Below are 18,695 nucleotides of genomic sequence, written 5' to 3' on the forward strand. Positions count from 1 at the left end.
CCATCAGCGCCGATCATGGCTTCGTGAAGCGGTGCCGGGCGGCCGGACCGTGACATGAAAGCGCCATACTGGCGTGAAAACCAAACATGGACATCGTTATGCGCGCGTGGGGCGCCCATTCCGGTTAGCATGTGCAGCAAAGCGGGCTTGGGCCCGGGTATCCGGCGGTCGCGGCAGCGGGCGAGGGCTCTCGCCTCGAAATGCTTTGCGATGGGCCGGTTTCAGCGATTGAGAACAGACATATGAGCGGATCAGGCAAGATACTTCCTCTTCACGGTTCGCCCGTCCAGGGCCGGATGATGTCGCGTCGCAGCATGCTGCGGGCGCTGGCAGGCGGTGTTGCCGCATCGGCCTTCGGTTCGCTGGCCCTGCCGGGCTTCGCCTTTGCCGCCAATTCCGACGATCCGGTTCAGCAGATGCTGCAGAACAGCTTCGGCGAAGCATCGGATGGCTTCGACGCCGGCCCGACCAGCGCGGCGTCTGTTCGGACTACCGAGCCGATCCTCTCGCCCTCGACGGCGGGCTCCGTTGAGCAGGCCATCGCCCAGTACAGCGATATCGTCGCGCGCGGCGGCTGGCCGGAAGTGCCGGCTGGACAGAAGCTCAGCCTCGGCATGCAGGACCCGACCGTCGTCATCCTGCGCCAGCGGCTGCAGGTGACGGGCGATCTCGCGCCCGGTATTCCGAGCTCGTCGACCTATGATTCCTATGTCGACGCCGCCGTGCGCCGCTTCCAGGCGCGGCACGGCCTTCCGGCAGACGGCATTCTCGGCGACACGACGGTCGCGATGATGAACATTCCGGCCAATGTCCGGCTCGGCCAGTTGCAGACCAATCTCGTGCGGCTGAAGGCAATGTCGGGATCGCTCGGCGACCGCTATGTGATGGTCAATGTGCCCGCGGCGGCGATCGAGGTCGTCGACGGCGGCCGCGTTGTGTCGCGGCACACGGCCGTGGTCGGCAAGATCGACCGCGAGACGCCGATCCTCAATTCGAAGATCTATCGCGTCAGCTTCAACCCGAACTGGACCGTGCCGGCGTCGATCATCCGCAAGGACCTGATCCCGCTGATGCAGAAGGAGCCGGGCTACCTCACCAAGAAGCACATCCGGATCTATGATTCCTCGGGCATGGAAGTGCCGCCGACGGCGATCGACTGGACGACGGATCAGGCGACCAAGGGCTATATGTTCCGGCAGGATCCCGGCGACTTCAACTCGCTCGGCACCGTTCGCATCTCGTTCCACAATGACGAGCAGGTCTATATGCACGACACGCCGCTGAAGGACATCTTCGGCAATGTCGAGCGTTTCGACTCCTCGGGCTGCGTGCGCGTTCAGAATGTCCGTCAGGTCATCGCCTGGCTGCTGCGCGACAATCCGGATTTCCCGCGTTCGCGCATCGACGAGATCTTCAAGACCGGTGAACAGGTCGACGTGAACCTGAAGCCCGAAGTGCCGGTCTATCTCGAATACATCACCGCCTGGGCGACCCCGGACGGCGCGGTCTATTTCCGCAACGACATCTACAATCGCGACGGCGTCGGCCAGATCGCGCTTCAGTAGGCTCGTCGCTCACAGCGATTTCACTATCGATAGGTCTCCGCCTTGGCGGAGACCGCATGATATGGTACGTCGCCCGCGTTGCTGAGCGGCGCCGTCTGGCGGCGTGCTCGACCAGAAGGATCACCGGCCATGTCGCTCACCGATCAAGCGCTCTCCGCCAGCCCGACGGCGGATTTCTTCAATCGCAGCCTCGCGGAATCGGATCCCGAGATCGCGGACGCTATCGCCAGGGAGCTCGGTCGGCAGCAGCATGAGATCGAGCTGATTGCCTCGGAGAACATCGTGTCGCGCGCCGTGCTTGAGGCGCAGGGCTCGGTGATGACCAACAAATATGCCGAAGGCTATCCGGGCAAGCGCTACTATGGCGGCTGCGAGTTCGTCGATATCGCCGAGACGCTGGCGATCGAGCGGGCGAAGAAGCTGTTTGGCGCCGGCTTCGCCAATGTGCAGCCGAATTCCGGCAGCCAGATGAACCAGGCGGTGTTCCTGGCGCTGCTCAATCCCGGCGATACGTTCATGGGGCTCGATCTTTCGGCGGGCGGCCACCTGACGCATGGCTCTTCGGTTAACATGTCCGGCAAGTGGTTCAAGGTGGCGCCCTATGGCGTACGCCGCGAAGACCAGCTGCTCGACTATGAAGAGATTGCGCGCATTGCCGAAGAGACGAAGCCGAAGCTGATCATCGCCGGCGGCACCGCCTATTCGCGCTTTTGGGACTTCAAGCGCTTCCGCGAGATCGCCGATTCCGTTGGCGCTTATCTCATGGTCGACATGGCGCATTTCTCCGGCCTCGTTGCCGGCGGCGTGCATCCCTCGCCGATCCCGCACGCTCATGTCGTGACCTCGACGACGCACAAGTCGCTGCGCGGCCCGCGCGGCGGTTTGATCCTGACCAATGACGAGGCGATGGCGAAGAAGATTAATTCGGCCGTCTTCCCCGGCCTTCAGGGCGGGCCGCTGATGCATGTCATCGCGGCGAAGGCGGTCGCCTTTGGCGAGGCGCTGCGGCCGGACTTCAAGATCTACGCGAAGAATGTCGTCGAAAATGCTCGTGCGCTTGCGGAAACGCTGAAGGGCACCGGCTTCGATATCGTCTCCGGCGGCACCGACAATCACCTGATGCTGGTCGATCTCCGTCCGAAGCGCGTCAAGGGCAATGTCTCGGAAAAGGCGCTCGTGCGTGCCGGCCTCACCTGCAACAAGAACGGCATTCCCTACGATCCCGAGAAGCCGTTCGTGACGTCCGGCATCCGTCTCGGAACGCCGGCAGCCACGACACGCGGTTTTGGCGTCGCCGAATTCCAGGAGGTCGGCCGCCTGATCGCCGAGGTGCTCAGCGCCGTCTCGCAGTCGGAAGACGGCAGCGCGCCGCTCGTCGAAGCCTCCGTCAAGGAGCGCGTCCACGCCCTGACGGCCCGCTTCCCCATCTATTCCTGATCGGGGGCCGCCATGCGCTGTCCCTATTGCGGAAGCGACGACACCCAGGTCAAGGATTCGCGCCCGTCGGAGGACAGCAACTCGATCCGCCGCCGTCGTGTCTGCACCGTCTGTGGCGGTCGTTTCACGACCTTCGAGCGCATCCAGTTGCGCGAACTCGTGGTGCTGAAGAAGAGCGGCCGCCGCGTGCCGTTCGATCGCGACAAGCTGATGCGGTCGGTCGAGATCGCGCTTCGTAAGCGTCCGGTCGATCCGGACCGCATCGAGCGGATGGTCAATGGCGTCGTCCGCCAGCTCGAATCGAGCGGTGAGAACGAAGTCAATTCCGACCAGATCGGCGTTCTCGTGATGGAGGGACTCAAAACCCTCGACGACGTCGCCTATGTCCGCTTCGCCTCGGTTTATCGCAATTTCCGCGAGGCCAAGGATTTCTCGGCAGTGCTCAGCGAACTTTCCTCGCTCGAGGCGATCGAGGACCAGCGTAAATAGCGACAGGGCATCGCTGGCCCGGGGGCAGCAGCGTGGCGCAAGGGTTGATCGCTGATCCGGAGATGGACCGCAGGCTGATGGCCGCGGCGCTTCGCCATGGGCGTCGCAGCCAGGGTCGGACTCATCCGGCCCCGGCCGTCGGCGCGCTGATCGTCCGCTTCGAGGATGGTGCGCCGGTCATCGTCGGGCGCGGCGCGACATCCCCCGGCGGCGTCGGCCACGCCACGGAGATAGCGCTTGCCGAGGCAGGCGAGGCAGCACGCGGCGCCACCTGCTATGTTTCGCTGGAACCGGCTATCCGCCATGCCGACGGCTATTCAGATACGGATGCGCTGATCGGGGCGGGCATCGCGCGTCTCGTCAGCGCGCTCGATGATCCCGACAGCCGGCGGACCCGGTCGGGCTACGCCCGGCTGCGCGAGGCTGGCGTCGGTGTCACGGCTGGCGTGCTCGGCGAGGAGGCGCGACGGCTGCATGCGGGCTTCGTCAGTGTCGCAACGCTCGGCCGTCCCCATGTGACGCTGAAGCTTGCGGTTTCGGCTGATGGCATGATCGGGCGAAAAACCGGCGAACGCATGCTCGTCTCCGGGCCAGAGGCTTTCCAGCGTTTGCAGATGATGCGCATCGAAGCCGACGCCTCTCTGATCGGCATCGAGACAGCGCTGGTCAATGATCCGAGCCTCGTCGTACGCGCCGCCGGGATGCGCGCCTTCTCGCCCATTCGAATCGTCCTTGACCGCGACGCGCGGCTTGGCCTCACATCCGCGCTTGTAAAGAGCGCCGGCGAGACGCCGCTCTGGCTGATCGTGGGTCCCGAGGCCGATGCGGGGGCCACCGCAGCGCTCGCCTCGGCCGGAGTCACGGTACTGCCGGTCGGCGCAAGTTCCGGCGGGCTCGATATCCGAGCCATGCTGAAACTGCTCGCGGAGCGGGGCATCACGCGGTTGCTGGTCGAAGGCGGCGCGCGCGTCGCCGCAACGCTGGTCTCGAACGGGCTTGCGGACGAAGTGGTGCTGTTCCGCGCGCCGGTCGTGATCGGGCCCGATGGCGTCCGCGCCCTGGCCGGCGGCGCCTTGTCGGCCATCGAGCGCAGTCCGCGCTACCGAATCATCGAGGACGCGCGGCTCGGCGAAGACCGCATGATCCGCTACGAAAGGACCAACTGACGATGTTCACCGGGATCATCACCGATGTCGGCACCGTAACCGCGGTCGAGCGCCGCAATGACGTCAATCGCATCACGATCGACAGTGCCTATGATCCCGCGACGATCGCGATTGGGGCCTCGATCGCCTGCGCCGGCGTCTGTCTCACGGTGATCTCGCTCAATCCGAAGGCCGAAGGTGGCACGTATTTCGACGTCGAGGCCGCGCCGGAAACGCTCGCCCTGACAGAGGTGGCGCATTGGGACGAGGGCACGCGCATCAATCTCGAGCGCTCGCTGCGGCTTGGCGACGAGCTCGGCGGTCACATGGTGTCCGGCCACATCGATGGCCTCGCTACGATCGTCGAACGCGAGGATCTCGGCGAGACGACCCGTTTCGTCTTCGAAGTGCCGCATGCCTATGCCCGCTTCATCGCCACCAAGGGTTCGGTTGCGCTCGACGGCACATCGCTCACCGTGAACTGGGTCGAAGGCGATCGGTTTTCCGTACTGCTGATCCCGCACACGCTTCACGAGGACGTCACGACCTGGGGCAAGCGACAGGTCGGCGATCGCGTCCATCTCGAGATCGACCAGATGGCGCGCTATGTCGCCCGTCTGACTGAAGCGGCCTGATGGACCGTTAAGCGAGGATGCGCCGGGAAGGCGCATCCTCCGCAAGTCCTAGAGATTGACCGGCACCGGTTCCTTGATGAAGCCGACGAGCGTGTCGGTATCCATGACATCCGCGAAGATCGTGACCATGTTCTTCAGCGCGGCGTTGTGATCGGCGTCGCTGAGCGCCGAGGTGGCGTCCGAGACGAAAATCACCTTGTAGTTCATCTGCATGGCATCGCGGGCGGTTGCCTCGCAGCAGCAATTGGTAACGGTGCCGGAGATGATCAGCGTATCGATGCCGCGTTCGGCGAGGATCGACTGCAGCGGCGAGGCGCCGGGGAAGAAGCAGGAATAGCGGTTCTTGTCGATGACGAGGTCCGACGGGCCGACTTCGATGGCCGGATAGAGCTCCTGGCCATGCGTGCCCGGCCTTAGGATCGCCTTCACATTGTCGGAGCGACGGTCGCCGCAGAAATAGCGCAGCCAGATCGTCCAGTTCTGCTCGAAGTCCTCGTTCATCACCATGCGGGTGAAGATGTTGACCCCGCCGGCGGCGGAGAGAGCGGCCGAGATGCGGTTGATGTTGTCGACCGTCTCGCGCGACTGCGGAACCTCGAGCTCCATGCCTTCCTCAAGGAACGCGTTCTGCATGTCGATGACGAGATGGGCCGTGCGGGCGGGGTTGATGTCCGAGAAGACATGGTCGACGCCGCGCCAGGTGCGCACCAGCTCCAGGGCCTCGTCGATATTCACGGCATGCATGGACAGTCTCCGGTTTTCTGCGACAGCCGCCGCATCGGGGGTGATGACGGAAAGCATTGCCGAAGCGGCCAGGCGGTCAAGGCCTCCGACGCGAAATCCGTGCGTCGTCCGGCCTTTTAGCAACGCGACGGGGCGAGTGGGACGAGCTCCATGCCGGTCAGCTGCGGGCCACCGAAGGACGAAGGAAGCGCCGCGGCTTTGTAGCCTGTCCCCGAATTTCGGCGCGCCCTACCGCCAAGCCTGCGTCATCCCGCCTTGAGTCCTGATTTTTGCTTTACAGCCCGGGGCGGCGCATGGTTCACCTGCCGACCATTCGGAGCCAGAAAGATACCCCATGAGCGAAGCGTCGCCGCACCTTCTCGTTATCGATGCCCGTTTCTACGAAGACATTTCGGACGAACTCTTTTCAGGGGCCAAGCAGGCCATCGAGCGTGCCGGCGCCACGCTCGACCGGGTCTCGGTGCCGGGCGTGCTGGAGATTCCGGCCGCGCTGTCGATGGCGCTCGCCTCGATGGAAGACGGGGAGGTCGACTATGACGGCTTCGTCGTGCTCGGCTGCGTCATTCGCGGCGAGACGTCCCACTACGATATCGTCGCCAATGAATCGGCGCGGGCCATCATGGACATGGCAGTGATCGAGGCGCTCGCCATCGGCAATGGCATCCTCACCGTCGAGAACGATGCGCAGGCCTATGCCCGTGCGCGCGTCGCCGAGAAGAACAAGGGCGGCGCTGCCGCCGAAGCGGCGCTGGCCATGATCGCGCTGCGTCGCAAGTTCGGTCTCTGACATGACACCTGTGGACAAGGCGCCGGCCGAGCGGGCCGTCCGCCCCGCCAACCAGCGAGGCGTCGCCCGCCTCGCGGCGGTTCAGGCGCTCTACCAGATGGATGTCGGCGGCGCGCCGCTGACGGAAGTCGTGGCGGAGTTCGAGAATTTCCGCCTCGGCAAGGAAGTCGACGGCGACCAGTATCGCGATGCCGACGCAGCGTTCTTCCGCGACATCATGGCGGGGGTCGTGCGCGAGCAGCGCAATCTCGATCCGGCGATCCATACCTCGCTTTCGGCCGATTGGCCGCTCAGCCGCATCGACGTGACGCTGCGCGCAATCCTGCGCTGCGGGACGTATGAGCTGGTCGGCCGCCGCGACGTGCCCGCGCGCGTCGTCATCACCGAATATGTCGACGTTGCGCGTGCATTCTTCGGCATCGGCGACGAGATCAAGCTGGTCAATGCCGTGCTCGACACGGCCGCCCGCCGCTTGAGGCCCGACGAGTTCCCGGGCGAAGCGCCCGATCGCCAAGGCCAGAGGAATGGCTGACGAGACGGCGCGGCCGGGCGAATTCGACCTGATCGCCCGCTATCTTCGCCCGCTCGCCGACGATCCGGCCGCGCTCAATCTCACCGATGATGCCGCGGCGTTCACGCCGCCGCCGGGCGCCGATCTCGTCCTCACCAAGGATATGGTGGCCGCCGGCATTCACTTCTTCCCGAACGACGCCGCCGCCTCGATCTCCCGCAAGGCGTTGCGCGTCAATCTCTCGGATCTCGCCGCCAAGGGGGCTCGTCCTGTCGGCTATCTGCTGGGACTAGCGCTGCCTGCCGACTGGACGGCGGACTGGATGGCGGATTTTGCCGCGGGCCTTGCCGAAGACCAGAGGGCCTATGGCATCACGCTGCTCGGTGGCGACACGGTCAAGGCGCCCAGCGGTCTGACGCTGTCGATCACCGCCATCGGCGCCGTCCCTTCCGGCACCATGGTGCGCCGTGGCGGGGCGCGTGTCGGTGACGTCCTGTTCGTTTCCGGGACCATCGGCGATGCCGCGCTCGGGCTTCGCCTCCGCCTCGGCACGATCGACGGAACGCCGGCAGGCGAGGGCGCAGGGCATCTCCTTGATCGCTATCTGCATCCCCAGCCTCGTCTGGCTCTGGCAGAAGCGGTGCGTCTCCATGCCTCCGCCGCGCTCGATGTTTCGGACGGTCTGGTGGGCGATCTCGGTCACATCCTCAAGGCCTCCGGTGTCGGTGCGCGGATCGAGGCGGCGCGGGTGCCGCTGTCGGCCGCCGCTCGCGCCCTTGTCGAAGCTGACCCTTCGGCGCTTGGCAGCGTGCTCTCCGGCGGTGATGACTATGAGATCCTCGCCAGCGTGCCGCGCGATCACGTCGCGGCCTATCAGTTAGCAGCGGCGGCCGCTGGCGTTCCCGTGACGCCGATCGGCGAGATCATCGCCGGGGCGGGTCCAGCTCTGGTCGTGGGAAGCGATGGTGCGCCGATACGTCTGGAGCGCGCCTCTCATGACCATTTCTGACCTGCCGCCGAGCGCTCTCGATGCGGCCGTCCGGCGCAACGCCTTTGTCCTGACCGCTGCGACCGCCTTTGGCGGATCGATGATGCCGATCGCAGTCGCCTTCGGCGGGCTCGCGGGCATCTATCTGCTTGGGGCCGACAAATCGCTGGCGACGGTACCCATTACCGCGCTGACGGTCGGCTCTGCGCTCTCCACGATTCCCGCCGCGACGCTGATGGCCCGGCTCGGACGCCGCCGGGGCCTCGTCCTCGGCGCAATGCCGGCGATCATGGGCGGCCTGCTCGCCGCCTATGCCATCATAGCCGGGCAATTCTGGCTCTTGGCCTTCGCCTGCCTCTTCATTGGCGCCTCGGCGGCCTTCAACCAGCAGTATCGCTTCGCGGCTGTCGATGCCGGAGACGAGAAGGCGCGCACGCGGGCGCTCGCTCTGGTCATGGGCGGCGGCGTCCTCTCGGCGGTGCTGGGGCCGCAGGCGGCGATCTTCACGCGCGACCTCTTCAGTCCGATCCCCTTTGCCGGCGCTTATGTTGCCATCGCCCTCTTCGCGCTGCTTGCTGCGCTGACGGTCAGCCGCTTTCGCGATCTCGTGACGCCACATCCGCGTGGCAGCAGCCATGATCGCGGCAGGCCGCTGGCAGAGATCGCACGGCAGCCGCGCTTTATCGCCGCCGTGCTCTGCGGCGTCGCTTCCTATGCGATGATGACGCTGGTGATGACAGCGGCGCCGATCGCGATGATCGGCTGCGGGCTCAGCCAAAGCGATGCGGCACTCGGCATCCAGTGGCATGTCATGGCGATGTTCGCGCCGAGCTTCTTCACCGGGCGGCTGATCACCCGTTTCGGCAAGGACCGGATCGTCATCGCCGGCCTTGGCCTGCTGTCAGCCTGCGCTGTCGTCTCGCTGCTTGGGCTCACGGTCTGGCACTTCTGGGGCGCGCTGGTCCTCCTCGGACTTGGCTGGAATTTCGGCTTCATCGGTGCGACCGCGATGCTCACCGAGACCTACCGGCCGGAAGAGAAGGGCCGCATCCAGGGTCTCAACGACTTCCTCGTCTTCGCCGTCTCGGCCTGTGCTTCGCTGCTGGCCGGGCTGCTGATCGGCGGGCCGGGATGGGGCTTCATCAACGGGATCGTCTTCCCCGTTTCGGCCCTTGCGCTCGGGGCGCTTGCGCTCGCCGCGGTGACACGCCGGACTTTCCCGACACCCGCACCTTGACCTCCGCCCAAACCCGTTCTCAACTCTGATTCCAGGGGGATCGAGCCGGGAGGAACGGTGCTTTTTCCCCTTGCAGTTTGGGCCGGCTTGACGCGCCAGCGTCAACAGAACGAGCCGGGCAGGGAGGAATGAGAACGTGATTTATCTGATCATTCTATGCGCGCTGGTGGCTCTCGCCTATGGCGCATGGGCGACGCAGTCTGTGCTCGCAGCCGACGCCGGATCGGCGCGGATGCAGGAGATCGCCGCCGCCATCCGCGAGGGCGCGAGCGCCTATCTCAGGCGGCAATATCTCACAATCGCCATCGTCGGCGTCGTCATCTTCATCATCGTTGCCTGGCTGCTGTCGCTGACGGTCGCCATCGGCTTCGCCATCGGGGCGATTCTCTCGGGCATCACGGGCTTCATCGGCATGAACGTCTCGGTTCGTGCCAATGTCCGCACCGCCCAGGCGGCAACGAAGAGTCTTGCCGAGGGGCTGGAGATCGCCTTCAAGTCTGGCGCCATCACCGGCATGCTGGTCGCCGGCCTCGCTTTGCTCGGCGTCGCCGTCTACTACCTCGTGCTGACCAGCTTCGCCGGCTATCAGCCGAACGATCGAGTCGTGATCGACGCGATGGTTGCGCTCGGTTTCGGCGCCTCGCTCATCTCGATCTTCGCCCGTCTCGGCGGTGGCATCTTCACCAAGGGCGCCGATGTCGGCGGCGACCTCGTCGGCAAGGTCGAAGCCGGCATTCCCGAGGATGATCCGCGCAATCCTGCCACGATCGCCGACAATGTCGGCGACAATGTCGGTGACTGCGCCGGCATGGCAGCCGATCTTTTCGAAACCTATGCGGTGACCCTCGTCGCCACCATGGTTCTCGCCTCGATCTTCTTCGCGGCCTCGCCGATGCTGCCGACGATCATCCTGTTTCCGCTCGGCATCGGCGCCGTCTGTATCCTGACCTCGATCGCCGGCACCTTCTTCGTCAAGCTCGGCGCCAACCAGTCGATCATGGGTGCGCTCTACAAGGGCTTCATCGCCTCGGCGCTGCTGTCGATCGTCGGGCTTGCCATCGCGACTCAGCTCTTCATTGGCTGGGGCGAGATCGGCACCGTGGGCGGGGCGAGCATCACGGGGCTGAACCTCTTCTTCTGCGGCCTTGCGGGTCTCGCTGTCACCGGCGGCATCGTCTGGATCACCGAGTACTACACCGGCATCGGCTATCGCCCGGTGCGCTCGATCAGCCAAGCCTCGGTGACCGGCCACGGCACCAATGTCATCCAGGGCCTTGCCGTTTCGCTGGAGGCGACCGCGGTGCCGACGCTGATCATCGTCGTCGGCATCATCGTCACCTATTCGCTCGCCGGCCTGTTCGGCACGGCGATCGCCGTCTCGACCATGCTCGGTCTTGCCGGCATGGTGGTGGCGCTCGACGCCTTCGGGCCGGTCACCGACAATGCCGGCGGCATCGCGGAAATGGCCGGCCTGCCCAAGGAAGTGCGTAAGTCGACCGATGCGCTTGATGCGGTCGGCAACACGACCAAGGCAGTCACCAAGGGCTATGCGATCGGCTCGGCCGGTCTCGGCGCGCTGGTTCTGTTTGCGGCCTACAACTACGACCTGACCTACTTTATCGCGGAGGCGAACAAGGAGGGGGCGACGGCGTTCCAGTATTTCAAGGGCGTCATTCCCGACTTCACGCTGTCGAACCCCTATGTCGTGGTTGGGCTGCTGCTCGGCGGCCTCATCCCCTACATCTTCGGCGGGATCACAATGACCGCCGTCGGCCGTGCCGCTGGCGCGATCGTCGAGGAAGTCCGGCGGCAGTTCCGCGAGAAGCCCGGCATCATGGCCGGTACCGACAAGCCGGACTACGGCAAGGCGGTCGACATTCTCACCAAGGCCGCCATCCGCGAGATGGTGGTTCCCTCTCTGCTGCCGGTGCTCGCGCCGATCGTCGTCTATTTCGCGATCTATTGGATCGCGGGCAAAAGCGAGGCCTTCTCGGCCGTCGGCGCCATGCTGCTCGGCGTCATCGTCACCGGCTTGTTCGTGGCGATCTCGATGACATCAGGCGGTGGCGCCTGGGACAATGCCAAGAAGTCGTTCGAGGATGGCTTCACCGATGCCAACGGCCAAACCCATTACAAGGGTTCGGACGCGCACAAGGCCTCGGTGACAGGCGACACGGTCGGCGATCCCTACAAGGACACGGCCGGCCCGGCAGTGAACCCGGCGATCAAGATCACCAACATCGTTGCGCTGCTGCTGCTCGCGGTGCTGGCGCATCATTGAAAGGGTGCCGGGGCAGCAACGCCCCGGCTCCATCACCCGCGCTGAGAGCGAGGCGTTTTCCGGCGGCGGTCGTCAGGGAGTGCTTCACGCTTCAATAGAAAAAGCCCTCGGCCTGATATGGCCGAGGGCTTTGAGGTTTGTACGCGATCAGCCGCCGAACGGGTTGCTCGCGCCGACGCCGAGGGCGCCGGTGAGGACCTGCTCGAGGAAGGCGGCATCCTTGCCACCGGTCGGCGTGGTCTGCGTGATGAATTCGAAGATCTTGCCGTCCTTCAGGCCGTAATCGGCGACGCGCTCGATGTTCCGGTCCTTGTCGAAATAGATCGCGAGGACGCGCTGGTCGACGATCTTCTGGTTCTGGAAGGCGACGCGGCGAACGCGTGTCTGCGAGATGTAGTACCAGACATCGCCGCCGAACTCGGCCGTCGTCGACGGCGTCCCGAGCACGATACGGACCTGGTCCTGGCTGGCGCCAACCGGGATCTGCTCAAGCGCATTGGCCGGGGGGACAAAACCGGAGTGATAAGTCTCGTTCAGGCCGCCGGCGACATTGGTCTTGCAACCGGCAAGCCCGGCCGCCATGCCGACGGCAAGCAGCACGACTCCGACCCGGCCCACGCGGGCAATGTCGAACCGCTGGTCAGAAACGCCAAACTGCATTCTGCTCTCCTGGCACCATTCGCATGTCCGACCCGCGCGGGACCGGCGACCGTTTCCGGTCTCCGCCAGCCCATCGAACGGGTTGGCAATCTCCCTAGCCTGCGCTAGGGCTCGTGACAATTGGCCTCGCCATGGCGAAGCCCGCTTGCGGTAGCGCCCGAGAGACCCATTTTCGGTGGATCGGAAGCAATCCGGCTGCGGCCGGCCAGCCTTTCGGAGAACAATTCGGTGTTTCAACGACTGTTCGCGCGCCGCCGCCGCAACGAAGCCATAGCATATTCCCTTTACGGCACCATCGTGGCGCAGGCGCGCCAACCGGCCTTCTATGCCGATTTCGGCGTGCCCGACACGCTGGATGGCCGTTTCGACATGATCGTGCTGCACGGCTTCCTGCTGTTTTATCGGCTCAAGACTGAGGATACGGACCATCGCCGCATCGGGCAGGACGTGTTCGACATCTTCCTGAAGGACATGGACCGAAATCTGCGCGAGATGGGCGTCACCGACATGGGCGTCCCGAAGAAGCTCAAGAAGATGGCCGAGGCCTTCTACGGCCGTGTCGGCGCCTATGATTCGGCGCTGACGGCCGGCGACGCCGCCGCGCTCCGCGATGCGCTGGCGCGCAATATCTTTCCCGATGGCGACGGCGACCGGGCCGTCCCGCAACTTGCAGCCTATGTTGAAGCCGCGGCCCGGCAGGCGGCCGAGCAGCCGGTCGACGCGATTCTCGCCGGCCGAATCGCCTTTCCCGAACTCTCCTCGCCGGAGGCCACGTGATGGATCGAATCCCCTTCAGTCGCCCTGTCGATATCCGCAGGATCAACGATTCGGGCCGAACCGAGCAGATCACTGCCAGTCCTGAAGAGCGCGCGGCGATCGCTGCGTCATTCGGCATCCTCGGGCTGGACAAGCTCGAAGCGCGGATGGTGATCAGGCCGTGGAACCGAGTCGGCCTCGAACTCGAAGGGCGCCTCATCGCCGAGGCGGTGCAGGCGTGCATCGTGACGCTGGAGCCGGTTCCTGAGCGAATCGACCAGCGCTTTTCGTTGACCTTCCTGCCGCCGGAAGCGCAGGCCGCCGATCCCAAGACGGTGGCGGAGGCCGAGGTGATCGTTGATGTCGACGCGGATGATCCGCCCGATCCGCTGATTGGCAACACGCTCGATCTCGGCGCCATCGCGACGGAGCAACTCGCGCTGGCGCTCGATCCCTATCCGCGCGCGCCCGGTGCTGATCTCGCGGCGGCGCTTGCCGAGGATGGCAACGGTTCAACTTCGCCTTTTGCGGCCCTCTCGCAGTTGAAGAGGGACTAGGCTTCCTGCGGCGCTCCGTCCGATGGGGTTGTCTCTCCCCCCGAAACGGGTATTTTCCAGCGCCGCCCGCGCGCATCCGCCGGCCTTCTCGCGACTGCTTCGAGGCTCTGAAAGACTGCCATGGTGAAAATAGCGATCGATGCCATGGGCGGCGACAATGGGCCGTCGATCGTGCTCGCCGGTGCCGATATCGCGCTGGTTCGCCGACCCGATCTTGAATTTCAGCTGTTTGGCGAGGAAGCGGTCGTCCGGCCGTTTCTCGAGGCCTATCCGCGCGTCAAGGCGGTCTCGACGTTCACGCATTGCGAGATCACCGTCCAGATGGACGACAAGCCGAGCCAGGCCCTGCGCAAGGGCCGCTGGAAATCCAGCATGTGGCGCGCGCTGGAGGCTGTGAAGAAGGGCGAGGCCGATGTCGCTCTCTCCGCCGGCAATACCGGCGCGCTGATGGCGATGTCGAAATTCTGTCTCCGCACCATGGCTGGCATCGAGCGCCCCGCGCTGGCGGCGCTCTGGCCGACGCTGCGTGGGGAAAGCGTGGTGCTCGATGTCGGCGCCACGATCAATGCCGACGCGCAGCAACTGATCGACTTCGCCATGATGGGCGGCGCGATGGCGCGTGCTCTGCTTGATGTGGAACGCCCCTCGGTCGGTCTTCTGAATATCGGGGTCGAGGAGATGAAGGGGCTTGAGGAGGTCCGCGTCGCCGGACAAATCCTCAAGGAGGCCAATCTCGACCACCTCAATTATATCGGTTTCGTCGAGGGCGATGATATCGGCCGCGGCACGGTCGATGTCGTCGTGACCGAAGCCTTTGCCGGCAATATCGCGCTCAAGACCGCCGAGGGAACCGCCCGGCAGATCGCGTCGCATCTTCGCGATGCGATGAGCCGCACGCTGATGGGACGCATCGGCTATTTCTTTGCGCGCGGGGCATTTCGCGAACTCCGCCAGAAGCTGGATCCGCGCTCGTCCAATGGCGCCGTGCTCCTCGGCCTCAACGGCATCGTCATCAAGAGCCATGGCGGCACCGATGGCGTCGGCTACGCCAATGCCATCGAGGTCGGCTACAGCATGGCCAAGAATGGCCTGCTGACAAAAATCAACCAGGACCTCGGCGACTATCACCGCGCGGGCTTCGCGCGCGACATCGCCGATGTTGTCATCGAGGAAGCCAAGTGAGTTTCATCCGTTCGGTCGTGCTCGGCTGCGGCAGCTATCTGCCCGAGCGCGCGCTCACCAATGCCGAGCTCTCCACCATGGTCGAGACCTCGGACGAGTGGATCGTCCAGCGAACCGGCATCCGCTCGCGCCACATCGCGGCGAAGGGCGAGCTGACCTCCGATCTCGGCACGGCAGCGGCCGTGGCCGCCCTTGCCGATGCGGGCCTTTCGATCGGCTCGATCGACATGATTATCGTCGCGACCTCGACGCCGGACGACACCTTCCCCTCGACCGCGGTCACCGTGCAGAAGAAGCTCGGCATGGAGCATGGCGCCGCGTTCGACCTGCAGGCCGTCTGCTCGGGTTTCGTGTTCGCCCTCGCGACGGCCGACGCCTATATCCGCGCAAGCCAGGCAAAGCATGTGCTGGTGATCGGCGCCGAAACCTTCTCGCGCATTCTCGACTGGACGGACCGCACGACCTGCGTGCTGTTCGGCGACGGCGCCGGCGCCGTGGTGCTCGGCGCGTCGGTTCAGGACGGTACGCGCGAGGACCGCGGCGTTCTGACGACGCATCTCCGCTCGGACGGCCGCCATCGCGAGAAGCTCTATGTCGATGGTGGCCCGTCCTCGACGGGGACGGTCGGCCATGTCCGCATGGAGGGCCGCGAAGTGTTCAAGCACGCCGTCGGCATGATCACGGATGTGATCGAAGATGCCTTCAGCGCGACCGGATACAGCGCCGAGGACGTCGACTGGTTCGTGCCGCACCAAGCCAATATCCGCATCATCGACGGCAGCGCCAAGAAGCTGGGCATTGCGAGCGAGAAGGTTGTGCGCACGGTCGCCGATCATGGCAACACCTCGGCGGCGTCGATCCCGCTTGCGCTCTCGGTCGCGCGCGAGGACGGACGGATCAAGCGGGGCGATCTCGTGCTGCTCGAAGCGATGGGCGGCGGCTTCACCTGGGGATCGGCGCTGTTGCGCTGGTGACCGGACGATACTGAAATCGTCTTGTTTCCCCGCGCGTTACGATGAAGGTCGTTGACCAGCCCCCGGTCCCGCAATAGGCTTCCCGCTTCGAGACGAGGTTCTCGAATGCCCGGGGGAGAGGTTGGAAAACAAGACCATGGCAGGCAAGACGGTTACGCGTGCCGATCTTTGCGAGGCCGTCTACCAGAAGGTCGGGCTTTCGCGCACCGAGTCGGCTGAATTGGTCGAACTGGTTCTCGACGAAATCAGCGCGTGCATCATTCGCGGCGAATCGGTCAAGCTTTCTTCGTTCGGCTCGTTTATCGTCAGGTCGAAGAGCGAGCGGGTCGGCCGCAATCCGAAGACAGGCGAGGAAGTGCCGATTTCGCCACGCCGCGTCATGGTTTTCAAGCCGAGCAATGTGCTGAAGCAGCGCATCAACGGCACGCTTCTGCCGAACGGTCACGCGCCGGACGACGAAGCCTGAACTGACGACCCGGCGACGACGTCCCGTCGCGCCGGCTGTGCAACTGAATGTCCGAGGGTCAGGCCTTGTCCAAGGGTCCCGATGCGTTCCGGACGATCAGCGAGGTGGCCGAGGAACTCGACCTGCCACAGCATGTGCTGCGCTTCTGGGAAACGCGGTTCTCGCAGATCCGTCCGATGAAGCGCGGCGGCGGGCGCCGCTATTATCGGCCCGACGACGTCGATCTTCTTCGCGGCATCCGCAAGCTTCTCTACGGCGAGGGCTATACGATCAAGGGCGTCCAGCGCATCCTGAAAGAGCAGGGTGCGCGTCAGGTCGTCCTGGCCGGTCAGGGCGGTGCGCTGGATCCGGCCCCGCCGGGCCACCGTTTCGAGCCCGAATTCGAAGGCGATGTGCCCGAGGGCATTCTCGTTGACGAGGGACGAGAGGCCCGTGGGGCTGCACCCTATGTCGATCCGGGAGCCGGGCAGCGCCGCGAGCCGCTTTTCGGGGGGCGGCGCGAGCCGGTTCTGACGGATCGGCCGTCGCCCTCGTTTGGCCGTTCGGACCTGCACGCATCCCCGCAGCGGAGCGAGCCGGACTTTACCACCGCTCCCGCGTCGCGAATCCCTGCGGCACCGCCGGATGAGCCTGACGAGGCCGAGGTCTATCTGCCACCTCAGGCCGTGCACCCGGCGCCGCCGCCGCCCCCTTCACCCACTTATGAAAAGCCGGCCGCCGCCCGAAACCACGCCTTCGAAGGCCCGGCGATCCGCTCCTTCGCACCGCCGACCGAGGATGACGACGGGCTGCCATCCGGGCACCCGACGAGCCCTCCGTCTCTTTCCGGCGACGACATCGACCGGCTTCAGGCAGCGCTGGTCGAATTGCTCGAATGCAAGCGTATCCTCGATCACGCACGCTGAAGACGTGGATGGCTCGCAATAGCCGGTGACAAGGCGCTGAAAGTCGTGCTAACAGCGGCGCGTCGCTCGCGGCGGGCCAAGGCCCCGCCGTTCGGCCCTCCTTCGGGCAGCCGCGGCATCGGAGTGTAGCGCAGCCTGGTAGCGCACCTGTCTGGGGGACAGGGGGTCGTCGGTTCAAATCCGGCCACTCCGACCATTTTCTTCAAAGCTAACAGATGCCAGCTCCATGCCGGTCGGGTCGTGCCGACGGTGCTGTTGATTCTTCGCGCGGGTCGTCACAGGCTGCGGGAAACGGGCATGGGGAGGATGCTATGAGCCGCACATCGACGATCGAGAGTCTCCTTGAACAATGGATCGCTGCCTTCAACAGCCGCGATCTCGATGCGCATATGGCGCTCTATACGGAAGACGCACTCTTGTTCGGCTCCGTGGACACCTTGCATGTCGGGCGGGCCGTCATTCGCACCTATTTCGCCAGACGACCGCCGGGCGTGCATGTCGTGAGCTATCCGATGCCGACGGTGCTGCAGCTCGCGCCCGATATTGCCGCCACGGCCGGGCATGTCGACTTCGCCGACGGCGATAGCCCGATGCCCTATCGGATGACTTGGATGCTGGTTCGGCGCGCGGGCGACTGGCGGATCGCGCAGCACCATGGCTCGCCACGCGTCGGCATCTAGATGCTGCCGAGCGCGCCTGCGGCCGGGGTCAGAGTCTTCCCGGCGGCAGGCAAGCATAGCGATCTGTCGGGCGTGAATTTCCTAACTAAATCCTAAGCTCCGCAAAATGACCTTATAGGCTGCGGTCGTCCTGCCGCACTCTGCTCTCGTCTCGCGGGCTGGCACGCGCCGCATTTCGACTGGTCGCAAATGTGGCGCGGCGTAGGATATTTGATGAGTTGAGATGGGACATTCGGCCTACCGGCCAGGGCGTCGCCGCCTCACGGGGGCGTGAAGTTGGATTGCCGGGACTGTTGTCAAAATGGCACGCAACAGGCGCGATGGCTCGCAAAAGCGCAGAATTCAGCCCTTTTTCGAAGGCTCGATCTTCCGCTTTGATCTGAATCAGGGCGCGTCAGAGGCAGATCCTGTCCTATCAGGGGGCATCGGCGCGGCCTGGAGGCTGGCGATCTGGAACCGATCTCAATTTTGCCCGTTTTCGGGACGAGAAGTCGCTCTAGATCGGATATGGCTGCCGCCAATCCGGTCTTAGTTGTTTGTTAGCTATACTTACGGTCATTGTGAAGCACTTTAGCAACACTGTCAGACCGAAGCGCTAACCATCACAGATCGCTCTTGAAGGCCGGCGGGATGGGCGTATGTTTCAGTCCGAGGCCGCAATTCGCACGGGGGGTTGATAGGCCCAATGTGTAAAAC

At 64.8% G+C, this 18,695-nt stretch carries 19 protein-coding genes and 1 tRNA gene; 18 read left to right on the forward strand and 2 right to left on the reverse strand.

The annotated features are described in order from the left end of the window. The first annotated feature begins 296 nt into the window (after window positions 1-296). From BUB39_RS19900 to BUB39_RS19920, 5 genes are all read left to right on the forward strand, one after another. Window positions 297-1,565 carry a L,D-transpeptidase family protein gene (locus BUB39_RS19900; RefSeq protein WP_425292923.1) on the forward strand — a complete coding sequence of 423 codons (1,269 nt, stop codon included), beginning with the start codon at window positions 297-299 and terminating at the stop codon, window positions 1,563-1,565. 129 nt (window positions 1,566-1,694) lie between these two features. Then, on the forward strand, window positions 1,695-3,002 hold the full coding sequence (gene glyA / locus BUB39_RS19905; protein WP_073057225.1) for a serine hydroxymethyltransferase: 1,308 nt from the start codon (window positions 1,695-1,697) through the stop codon (window positions 3,000-3,002). 12 nt (window positions 3,003-3,014) lie between these two features. Then, window positions 3,015-3,491, forward strand: a complete 477-nt coding sequence (nrdR, locus tag BUB39_RS19910) for a transcriptional regulator NrdR (RefSeq protein WP_073057228.1) — start codon at window positions 3,015-3,017, stop codon at window positions 3,489-3,491. 77 nt (window positions 3,492-3,568) lie between these two features. After that, window positions 3,569-4,657 (forward strand): bifunctional diaminohydroxyphosphoribosylaminopyrimidine deaminase/5-amino-6-(5-phosphoribosylamino)uracil reductase RibD, encoded by a 1,089-nt coding sequence (gene ribD / locus BUB39_RS19915; RefSeq protein ID WP_244540319.1) that lies wholly within the window; start codon window positions 3,569-3,571, stop codon window positions 4,655-4,657. Between the two features lie 2 nt (window positions 4,658-4,659). Next, window positions 4,660-5,271, forward strand: a complete 612-nt coding sequence (locus BUB39_RS19920) for a riboflavin synthase (protein ID WP_073057234.1) — start codon at window positions 4,660-4,662, stop codon at window positions 5,269-5,271. Window positions 5,272-5,319: 48 nt separating this feature from the next. On the opposite strand, the gene BUB39_RS19925 is transcribed toward BUB39_RS19920, so the two are convergent. Further along, window positions 5,320-6,015: an isochorismatase family protein gene (locus BUB39_RS19925; protein WP_073057237.1), complete on the reverse strand. Its 696-nt coding sequence runs from the start codon at window positions 6,013-6,015 to the stop codon at window positions 5,320-5,322. 334 nt (window positions 6,016-6,349) lie between these two features. On the opposite strand from BUB39_RS19925, the gene ribH reads away from it, so the two are divergent. The 5 genes from ribH (at window position 6,350) to BUB39_RS19950 (ending at window position 11,819) form a co-directional block, all read left to right on the forward strand. Continuing rightward, window positions 6,350-6,802: a 6,7-dimethyl-8-ribityllumazine synthase gene (gene ribH, locus BUB39_RS19930; protein WP_073057240.1), complete on the forward strand. Its 453-nt coding sequence runs from the start codon at window positions 6,350-6,352 to the stop codon at window positions 6,800-6,802. A 1-nt stretch (window position 6,803) separates the two neighbouring features. Then, window positions 6,804-7,334 carry a transcription antitermination factor NusB gene (gene nusB, locus BUB39_RS19935; protein WP_073057242.1) on the forward strand — a complete coding sequence of 177 codons (531 nt, stop codon included), beginning with the start codon at window positions 6,804-6,806 and terminating at the stop codon, window positions 7,332-7,334. After that, the gene (gene thiL / locus BUB39_RS19940; RefSeq protein ID WP_073057245.1) at window positions 7,327-8,322 is read left to right on the forward strand and encodes a thiamine-phosphate kinase; all 996 of its coding nucleotides are present in this window, start codon (window positions 7,327-7,329) and stop codon (window positions 8,320-8,322) included. The genes nusB and thiL overlap by 8 nt, the downstream gene beginning before the upstream one ends. Further along, window positions 8,309-9,538 (forward strand): MFS transporter, encoded by a 1,230-nt coding sequence (locus tag BUB39_RS19945; protein WP_073057248.1) that lies wholly within the window; start codon window positions 8,309-8,311, stop codon window positions 9,536-9,538. Before thiL ends, BUB39_RS19945 begins: the two co-directional genes overlap by 14 nt. 145 nt (window positions 9,539-9,683) lie before the next feature. Further along, entirely contained in the window at window positions 9,684-11,819 is a 2,136-nt protein-coding gene (locus tag BUB39_RS19950; RefSeq protein ID WP_425292926.1) for a sodium-translocating pyrophosphatase, read from the forward strand. Between the two features lie 147 nt (window positions 11,820-11,966). On the opposite strand, the gene BUB39_RS19955 is transcribed toward BUB39_RS19950, so the two are convergent. Then, on the reverse strand, window positions 11,967-12,479 hold the full coding sequence (locus tag BUB39_RS19955; protein WP_073057254.1) for an outer membrane protein assembly factor BamE: 513 nt from the start codon (window positions 12,477-12,479) through the stop codon (window positions 11,967-11,969). A 228-nt stretch (window positions 12,480-12,707) separates the two neighbouring features. On the opposite strand from BUB39_RS19955, the gene BUB39_RS19960 reads away from it, so the two are divergent. The 8 genes from BUB39_RS19960 (at window position 12,708) to BUB39_RS19995 (ending at window position 17,999) form a co-directional block, all read left to right on the forward strand. Further along, window positions 12,708-13,256, forward strand: a complete 549-nt coding sequence (locus BUB39_RS19960) for a ubiquinol-cytochrome C chaperone family protein (protein WP_073057257.1) — start codon at window positions 12,708-12,710, stop codon at window positions 13,254-13,256. Further along, on the forward strand, window positions 13,256-13,792 hold the full coding sequence (locus BUB39_RS19965; protein WP_073057259.1) for a YceD family protein: 537 nt from the start codon (window positions 13,256-13,258) through the stop codon (window positions 13,790-13,792). Before BUB39_RS19960 ends, BUB39_RS19965 begins: the two co-directional genes overlap by 1 nt. 120 nt (window positions 13,793-13,912) lie before the next feature. Continuing rightward, complete coding sequence (gene plsX, locus BUB39_RS19970; RefSeq protein WP_073057261.1) at window positions 13,913-14,974, forward strand: phosphate acyltransferase PlsX; 1,062 nt, start codon at window positions 13,913-13,915, stop codon at window positions 14,972-14,974. Continuing rightward, complete coding sequence (locus BUB39_RS19975; RefSeq protein WP_073057264.1) at window positions 14,971-15,948, forward strand: beta-ketoacyl-ACP synthase III; 978 nt, start codon at window positions 14,971-14,973, stop codon at window positions 15,946-15,948. The genes plsX and BUB39_RS19975 overlap by 4 nt, the downstream gene beginning before the upstream one ends. A gap of 136 nt (window positions 15,949-16,084) precedes the next feature. Next, window positions 16,085-16,414 carry an integration host factor subunit alpha gene (locus tag BUB39_RS19980; RefSeq protein ID WP_073057268.1) on the forward strand — a complete coding sequence of 110 codons (330 nt, stop codon included), beginning with the start codon at window positions 16,085-16,087 and terminating at the stop codon, window positions 16,412-16,414. Between the two features lie 65 nt (window positions 16,415-16,479). Further along, window positions 16,480-17,319 carry a MerR family transcriptional regulator gene (locus BUB39_RS19985; protein ID WP_073057571.1) on the forward strand — a complete coding sequence of 280 codons (840 nt, stop codon included), beginning with the start codon at window positions 16,480-16,482 and terminating at the stop codon, window positions 17,317-17,319. A 119-nt stretch (window positions 17,320-17,438) separates the two neighbouring features. Next, window positions 17,439-17,515: transfer RNA gene (locus BUB39_RS19990), tRNA-Pro, on the forward strand. A 115-nt stretch (window positions 17,516-17,630) separates the two neighbouring features. After that, the gene (locus BUB39_RS19995) at window positions 17,631-17,999 is read left to right on the forward strand and encodes a YybH family protein (RefSeq protein WP_073057271.1); all 369 of its coding nucleotides are present in this window, start codon (window positions 17,631-17,633) and stop codon (window positions 17,997-17,999) included. The last annotated feature ends 696 nt before the right edge of the window (window positions 18,000-18,695 follow it).

The sequence above is a fragment of the Kaistia soli DSM 19436 genome (assembly GCF_900129325.1).
Taxonomy (GTDB): domain Bacteria; phylum Pseudomonadota; class Alphaproteobacteria; order Rhizobiales; family Kaistiaceae; genus Kaistia; species Kaistia soli.

Excerpts from the sequence above, each read along its gene's own strand:
- BUB39_RS19900 (WP_425292923.1), top strand. The coding sequence starts at position 297 with ATGATGTCGCGTCGCAGCATGCTGCGGGCGCTGGCAGGCGGTGTTGCC.
- glyA (WP_073057225.1), top strand. The coding sequence starts at position 1,695 with ATGTCGCTCACCGATCAAGCGCTCTCCGCCAGCCCGACGGCGGATTTC.
- nrdR (WP_073057228.1), top strand. The coding sequence starts at position 3,015 with ATGCGCTGTCCCTATTGCGGAAGCGACGACACCCAGGTCAAGGATTCG.
- ribD (WP_244540319.1), top strand. The coding sequence starts at position 3,569 with ATGGCCGCGGCGCTTCGCCATGGGCGTCGCAGCCAGGGTCGGACTCAT.
- BUB39_RS19920 (WP_073057234.1), top strand. The coding sequence starts at position 4,660 with ATGTTCACCGGGATCATCACCGATGTCGGCACCGTAACCGCGGTCGAG.
- BUB39_RS19925 (WP_073057237.1), bottom strand. The coding sequence starts at position 6,015 with ATGCATGCCGTGAATATCGACGAGGCCCTGGAGCTGGTGCGCACCTGG.
- ribH (WP_073057240.1), top strand. The coding sequence starts at position 6,350 with ATGAGCGAAGCGTCGCCGCACCTTCTCGTTATCGATGCCCGTTTCTAC.
- nusB (WP_073057242.1), top strand. The coding sequence starts at position 6,804 with ATGACACCTGTGGACAAGGCGCCGGCCGAGCGGGCCGTCCGCCCCGCC.
- thiL (WP_073057245.1), top strand. The coding sequence starts at position 7,327 with ATGGCTGACGAGACGGCGCGGCCGGGCGAATTCGACCTGATCGCCCGC.
- BUB39_RS19945 (WP_073057248.1), top strand. The coding sequence starts at position 8,309 with ATGACCATTTCTGACCTGCCGCCGAGCGCTCTCGATGCGGCCGTCCGG.
- BUB39_RS19955 (WP_073057254.1), bottom strand. The coding sequence starts at position 12,479 with ATGCAGTTTGGCGTTTCTGACCAGCGGTTCGACATTGCCCGCGTGGGC.
- BUB39_RS19965 (WP_073057259.1), top strand. The coding sequence starts at position 13,256 with ATGGATCGAATCCCCTTCAGTCGCCCTGTCGATATCCGCAGGATCAAC.
- plsX (WP_073057261.1), top strand. The coding sequence starts at position 13,913 with ATGGTGAAAATAGCGATCGATGCCATGGGCGGCGACAATGGGCCGTCG.
- BUB39_RS19980 (WP_073057268.1), top strand. The coding sequence starts at position 16,085 with ATGGCAGGCAAGACGGTTACGCGTGCCGATCTTTGCGAGGCCGTCTAC.
- BUB39_RS19995 (WP_073057271.1), top strand. The coding sequence starts at position 17,631 with ATGAGCCGCACATCGACGATCGAGAGTCTCCTTGAACAATGGATCGCT.